5 protein-coding genes are annotated in these 5,395 nt (G+C 59.5%); 1 reads left to right on the plus strand and 4 read right to left on the minus strand.

Features of this window, described 5'->3' with window-relative positions:
* Positions 1 to 45: 45 nt before the first annotated feature.
* From Q0288_RS06400 to Q0288_RS06415, 4 genes are all read right to left on the minus strand, one after another.
* Positions 46 to 702 carry an alpha/beta fold hydrolase gene (locus Q0288_RS06400; RefSeq protein ID WP_299428874.1) on the minus strand — a complete coding sequence of 219 codons (657 nt, stop codon included), beginning with the start codon at positions 700 to 702 and terminating at the stop codon, positions 46 to 48.
* A 98-nt stretch (positions 703 to 800) separates the two neighbouring features.
* Complete coding sequence (locus tag Q0288_RS06405; RefSeq protein WP_299428876.1) at positions 801 to 2,456, minus strand: methylmalonyl-CoA mutase family protein; 1,656 nt, start codon at positions 2,454 to 2,456, stop codon at positions 801 to 803.
* A gap of 89 nt (positions 2,457 to 2,545) precedes the next feature.
* The gene (locus tag Q0288_RS06410; RefSeq protein WP_299428878.1) at positions 2,546 to 4,042 is read right to left on the minus strand and encodes a SpoIID/LytB domain-containing protein; all 1,497 of its coding nucleotides are present in this window, start codon (positions 4,040 to 4,042) and stop codon (positions 2,546 to 2,548) included.
* A 2-nt stretch (positions 4,043 to 4,044) separates the two neighbouring features.
* Positions 4,045 to 4,743: a recombination protein O N-terminal domain-containing protein gene (locus tag Q0288_RS06415; RefSeq protein ID WP_299428880.1), complete on the minus strand. Its 699-nt coding sequence runs from the start codon at positions 4,741 to 4,743 to the stop codon at positions 4,045 to 4,047.
* A 288-nt stretch (positions 4,744 to 5,031) separates the two neighbouring features.
* Here Q0288_RS06415 and Q0288_RS06420 point away from each other — a divergent pair, with 288 nt between their 5' ends.
* The gene (locus Q0288_RS06420) at positions 5,032 to 5,268 is read left to right on the plus strand and encodes a hypothetical protein (RefSeq protein ID WP_299428882.1); all 237 of its coding nucleotides are present in this window, start codon (positions 5,032 to 5,034) and stop codon (positions 5,266 to 5,268) included.
* The last annotated feature ends 127 nt before the right edge of the window (positions 5,269 to 5,395 follow it).

The raw sequence follows: 5,395 nt of genomic DNA on the forward strand, positions 1-5,395 counted from the left end.
GCCTCGGAGTCTCCTGGTTGGAGGATGATCTTTTTGAATCCGGTATTACTTGGTCAACCGCTTCCGTTGGGCGAACAGCCAGCGAACGAATTCTGGCTCGCGGTAGACGCGGTTCCAGACGTTGTGTTTTTCGGCGGTAAATTCGGAGAAGCGGGCGCCCCGGTTGCCAGACCTGGCTAATGCGTCGGCAAGCGCCCTGGAAAAGCTCACCGGGACAATGTCATCGGAGGTTCCGTGGAAGTTCCAGATAGGCACTTTGCCCAGTCGTTGCCAGACCATGAAAGGGTCAGCCGCCCCACAAATAGGGGCAATGGCCGCAAAGCGCTGGGGGTAGAGGCAGCCCAGGTTCCAACTACCATACCCTCCCATCGAAAGGCCGGTCAGGTAGACCCGGCGGGGATTGGTCTGATACTGCTGCTCGATTTGATTCAGCAGCTCATAGGCCAGCGCCAGGGGCTCGCCCAGCCACTGCTGACCCCTGGGACACTGCGGCATCAGTACCACCGCAGGCCAGCCTACCGCGTTTTCCTGAATGGCCGGGCCAATGCCTACGGTGGACTGCTTTTTTCCATCGTTGCCGCGCTCGCCGGAGCCGTGCAGAAACAGAATCAGGGGCCAGCCGCCCCTGGGGGCTCTCCCTGTGGGGGTGTGCAGGGCATACGGAAGCAGAGACCTGGGCTTACGGTAGATGAAAAGGGACATGACAGGAGTCTACTTGTCCAGTACAGCCTGCCTCACCGTCGCCACGGCTCCACTAACTGCGTCTGGCTGCGGGCCTGGAGCCGTGTGATCAGGGCTCTTTACACCAGCACCGGTTCCTCGTAGACCCCATACACTGCCCGCAACTCGTCCATCATCTCACCCAACGTCGCATAGGCCAGCGCACACTCCACAAAGTGCGGCATGGTGTTGCGGCCTTCCCTGGCAGCCTGCTGCAAACCCTCCAGGGCCATCTGTACCGCAATGGGGTCACGCTCGGCCCGCACCTGGGATAGCCGCTGGTTTTGGGTTTTTTCTACTGCCGGATCAATGAGTTGAATCGGAACACTGAGACCCTCGTCCTGGAAGGCGTTCACTCCAACAATAATGCGCTCACCGCGCTCCACTTCCTGCTGGAAGCGGTAGCTGGAGTCGGCAATCTCGCGCAGGAAATAGCCCTCGTCAATGGCCCGAACCACTCCACCTATTCGGCGGATGTCGGAGATGATTTGCAGGGCCTGGACTTCCATCTGATCGGTCAGCCACTCCACGTAGTAGCTGCCTGCCAGCGGGTCGGCAGTGTGGGTCACGCCGGTCTCGTAAGCAATGATTTGCTGCGTACGCAGGGCGATCTTGGCGCTCTCCTCGGTGGGCAGAGCCAGGGCTTCGTCGTGGGCATCGGTATGCAGGCTGTTGGTGCCGCCCAGCACGGCGGCCAGGGCCTGGATTGCCACCCGCGAAATGTTGATCAGGGGCTGCTGTGCGGTAAGCGAGACCCCGGCAGTCTGGGCGTGGGTGCGCAGCATCCAGCTCAGCTCTTTTTTGGCCCCATAGCGGTGCCGCATTTCCCTGGCCCAGATGCGCCGGGCTGCACGGAACTTGCAGATTTCCTCGAAGAAGTCGTTGTGGGCGTTGAAGAAGAAACTGATACGGGGGGCAAACTCGTCTATGTCCAGCCCGCGCCTCAAAGCCCATTCCACATATTCAAAGCCGTCGGCCAGGGTAAAGGCCAGCTCCTGCACGGCGGTAGAGCCTGCCTCGCGGATGTGGTAGCCCGAGACCGAGATAAAGTTCCACCTGGGCACGTTGCGCGGCCCCCACTCGAAGGTGTCAATCACCAGCTGGGTGCTGGGCTCGGGCGGGAAGATGAATTCTTTCTGGGCGATGAATTCCTTCAGAATATCGTTCTGGATGGTGCCGCCCAGCTTGCTCCAGTCAAAACCCTTTTTCCTGGCCGCCGCCAGGTACATGGCCCAGATGGCATTGGCGGGGGAGTTGATGGTCATGGAGGTGGTCACGTCCTCGAGGTTGATCCCCTCGAACAAAATCTCCATGTCGGCCAGGCTGCTCACCGCCACCCCACACTTGCCCACCTCGCCTCTGGAGAGCGCGTGGTCGGAGTCGTAGCCCATCAGGGTGGGCAGATCAAACGCTGTCGAAAGGCCACTCTGCCCAGCCTGCAGCAGCTTTTTGAAGCGCTGATTGGTCTGCTCGGCGGTACCAAACCCGGCAAACATCCGCATGGTCCAGAGGCGGCTACGGTACATTGAGCCGTATACGCCCCTGGTGTAAGGGTATTCGCCAGGGTGGCCCAGCTTTTCGTCGGGGTTGAAGCCTTGGAGATCCTCGACGGTGTAGAGCGGCTCGGGGGCAATATCCGAGAGGGTTTTGTGAGCAATCCGGCGCTCGGGCATCCTGGCAATTGACTGCTGGTAGGTTTCCCTCATCCAGGCGTGTTTGGGTCGGGGCTGGGACATGCCGAAATTATATAACGCATTTGCCCCAGTGGGTTCTCATTCCGTTGTATTCTTGGCGAGGTTCGTAGACGAACCGTACGGTAGCGGGGTCACGGCGCCATTAATTTTAGCTCGGTGCCTGGGTAAAAATGCTGCAAGATCTGCTGATAGTCATACCCTAGCTTGCCCAGCCCGTGCGCCCCAAACTGGCTCATCCCCACACCATGCCCAAAACCCCCTCCCCAGAAGGTGATGCGCTGTAGCGTACCGTCCGCATCGCGCTCTTTTTGTAGGGCGAAGGCCGAACTGGGCAGGGCGGGAAAATTGAGCCGAGGCTCGCCACGCCAGCGCTCGAGCAACACATCATTACCTCCGGTGAAGGTATTGTTTGGGCGCAGCAGATTGCGGATGTTCGATTCTCGGCGGACGATAAAGCGCCCGGTCGAAGTCTGAATTTCCAGCTCGCTGATGAACCCGCTGGAGGTACGCCTCAAGGCGCTGACTCGCTGAAGTGCTCCCAGGGCAAACCCAGGCGCGTCCGGCGAGAGCGCACCCTCGGGGGTCAGTACAAATCGGGGGGAAGCCCTGGCCTGTTCGGGCAGGGTGCGAGACAGCAGCGCTTCCAGTTCTGTGCGGCTCAAACTTACCCGCCAGCGCCACAGTGACGAGTCGGCATCGAAAAAGCCTTCGGGGTTCCAGTTTTGAAAGAAAGCCAGTGCTTCGGACTCGCTGTCAATCGAGACGGTAATGGGATTGGTCTGGGTACGCGCCCTCAGATAGGGCACCGCAGGCCGATCCATCCAGACCTCCTCAATGTTTGCGGTGGAGCCGGGGCTGGTGGAAAAGTAGAAAGCCTGGATGGGGGCATTTTGAAAGGTCAGAATCTGATTGTAGGTGGCGTCCACAGCCGCATCGGTGGTGGGATGGGTACGGGTGTTGTTATAAACCTGCTCGCTCACCGAGTCGTCTACATCGGCCCCAAACTGTTTCCAGAAGGTGGTGGTTTGCTGCCTGGAATAGGCATAAGTTCGGGCTGCAACAGCCTGGGCCTTGAGGGCTTCGGGGTGGAAGCTGATGGGCATCTCGCTGGGTAGCACCCGCTTGAGGTAGTCCTGGAAATCCACGGTATTGACGACCAGCAGGCCGTTGCCACGGGTTTCCAGCCACAGCTCGCCCGGATACTCAGGCACCCGGTTTTGTCGAGTGGTAGAAAGCAGGCGGTACCGTACCGGTATGGCGGGGTCGGCCGGTTTGAGATGGACAAAAGCCTCGAGGGGAAACGTTAACCCTTCAAAGGTTGCGACCAGGCTGCCATTTTGCAGGTTAAAGGCCAGGGGTTTGTCGGCAAAGACCGTGACGATGGGCCGAAGATTTTCGCGGCTCGGGCCACTTGAAATCTGCACACTGCCGCCCTGGGGAACCAGAAGCAGGCTTGGGAAGAGGTACTGTGCATCAAACGACCCTGCCCCCAGGCTATGAGAAAGCAGCACCCGGATGCTTTGTCCGCCCGGCGGCGCAGGCTGGGGCGGATTTTGCTGGAGGGAAGCCACGAGCAGGGCAGCGCCCAGGGTAGATGCCAACAAAAAAGCCAGTTGCATCCGGGTCATTCTCACCCTTGTGCATGAGAATTGAAGAGGAGTCGGGCCGAGCCAAGCTCACCTACGGCATAGTGCACATGGGCCAGAAAGGCTTGTTGCAGGCGATCGAGGGGGGCATGGTCTTCCAGCACCAGTATGGCCTCACTACCAGGCAGCCGCAAAACGCCGGCCAGGGCTTCCAGCCCGTCCAGCCCCAAATAAACCCCCCCCCGCTCCACCCGGTCGCCGTCCAGCAGGTTCATTCCCTCACCTCCCAGGTTGGGCGCCAGGCCGGCGGCTTTGAGCACGCGCCAGCCTGCCCAGATCAGGGCGATTCTGGGGTTTGGATGTTTAGCAATCCCCTTCAGGCCCGAGGTTAGCAGGGGCCAGATTTTGCCCGCAACCTCCGGCGACGCGACTCGAAAAGCCAATTCGGTCAGAAAGCTGGCAGAGGGAAAGCGCCCTGGGGTTTCCAATCCTTCCAGCCGCCCTACGAGTTCGACCTGGGTGAGGGTCGGGAGATCGTTGCCGGGTTTCTGGTAGACCTGGTATTTGAGGTGGTGAAAAAGCGAGAGCCTTCCGCTGCGTCCGGTGGGTCGCAGGGCCTTACGGGCGATAGCTTGTGCAGCTCCTTCTGGCCCCACAAACGAGAGGATCACATCCCCTGTCGGGAGCGGTTTGCGCCCGACTACCAGTCCTTCGCTCAGCCGGTAGCGTTCCACTACCTCCATGGTAAGGGAGCGGGAAGAAGTGGACTGGGTGGATGGGAGGATTTGATCGGGACGGGGAACAGGGCGTAGCGGTAGAGGGTTGGCGGTTCAGCCTGAGACCCGGTTGGAGGGTTTGTGCTCCGGCAGCTTAATTTCCGGCAGGGATTCTGCCCCGTTAGTTGCGGGATTTGCTTGGGAGTGGCTCGCTTCGAGGTCTTCGTTACATGCTGATTTCTTGGTACCGAACCATCAGGGCTGATTCCTCCAAAAGAAGGATGAACTCTCAGACCATTGTGCTATCCTGAATTTATGAATGAGCGTTCGTTGCAGGACATCCTCGAGTGGGTGGTGCTGGGTCTCTTAATTGCCGTTGCAGTCCTGGTGGTGCTCTGGGTAGGAGGTTGGCTCTTTACGTTTCTGGGCGTAATCCTCAAAGAACTGGCCGGTTTTGTCTGGGCACTGCTACGGGTGCTGGTTCCGGTGTTGCTGGTGGTCGCGGTCGTCTACTTTGTGTTGCGCTTCGTACAAAAGCCCAAGACCGCTTGATACCGGTTCTTGTCCAGACCTGCCCAATGCTGGGCGGGTTTTTTGATCACAGGAAACATATAGGATACCAGATTCGGAACCCGACCGAAGGGGAACGCTTTTTTCGCCGACCGTCCGGGAGGGGGGT

Origin of the sequence: uncultured Meiothermus sp. (assembly GCF_937863175.1) — a bacterium.
Taxonomy (GTDB): domain Bacteria; phylum Deinococcota; class Deinococci; order Deinococcales; family Thermaceae; genus Meiothermus.

What these genes read in the sequence shown, in the direction of transcription:
- Q0288_RS06405 (WP_299428876.1), bottom strand. Translation starts at nt 2,456, where the DNA reads ATGTCCCAGCCCCGACCCAAACACGCCTGGATGAGGGAAACCTACCAG.
- Q0288_RS06420 (WP_299428882.1), top strand. Translation starts at nt 5,032, where the DNA reads ATGAATGAGCGTTCGTTGCAGGACATCCTCGAGTGGGTGGTGCTGGGT.
- Q0288_RS06410 (WP_299428878.1), bottom strand. Translation starts at nt 4,042, where the DNA reads ATGACCCGGATGCAACTGGCTTTTTTGTTGGCATCTACCCTGGGCGCT.
- Q0288_RS06415 (WP_299428880.1), bottom strand. Translation starts at nt 4,743, where the DNA reads ATGGAGGTAGTGGAACGCTACCGGCTGAGCGAAGGACTGGTAGTCGGG.
- Q0288_RS06400 (WP_299428874.1), bottom strand. Translation starts at nt 702, where the DNA reads ATGTCCCTTTTCATCTACCGTAAGCCCAGGTCTCTGCTTCCGTATGCC.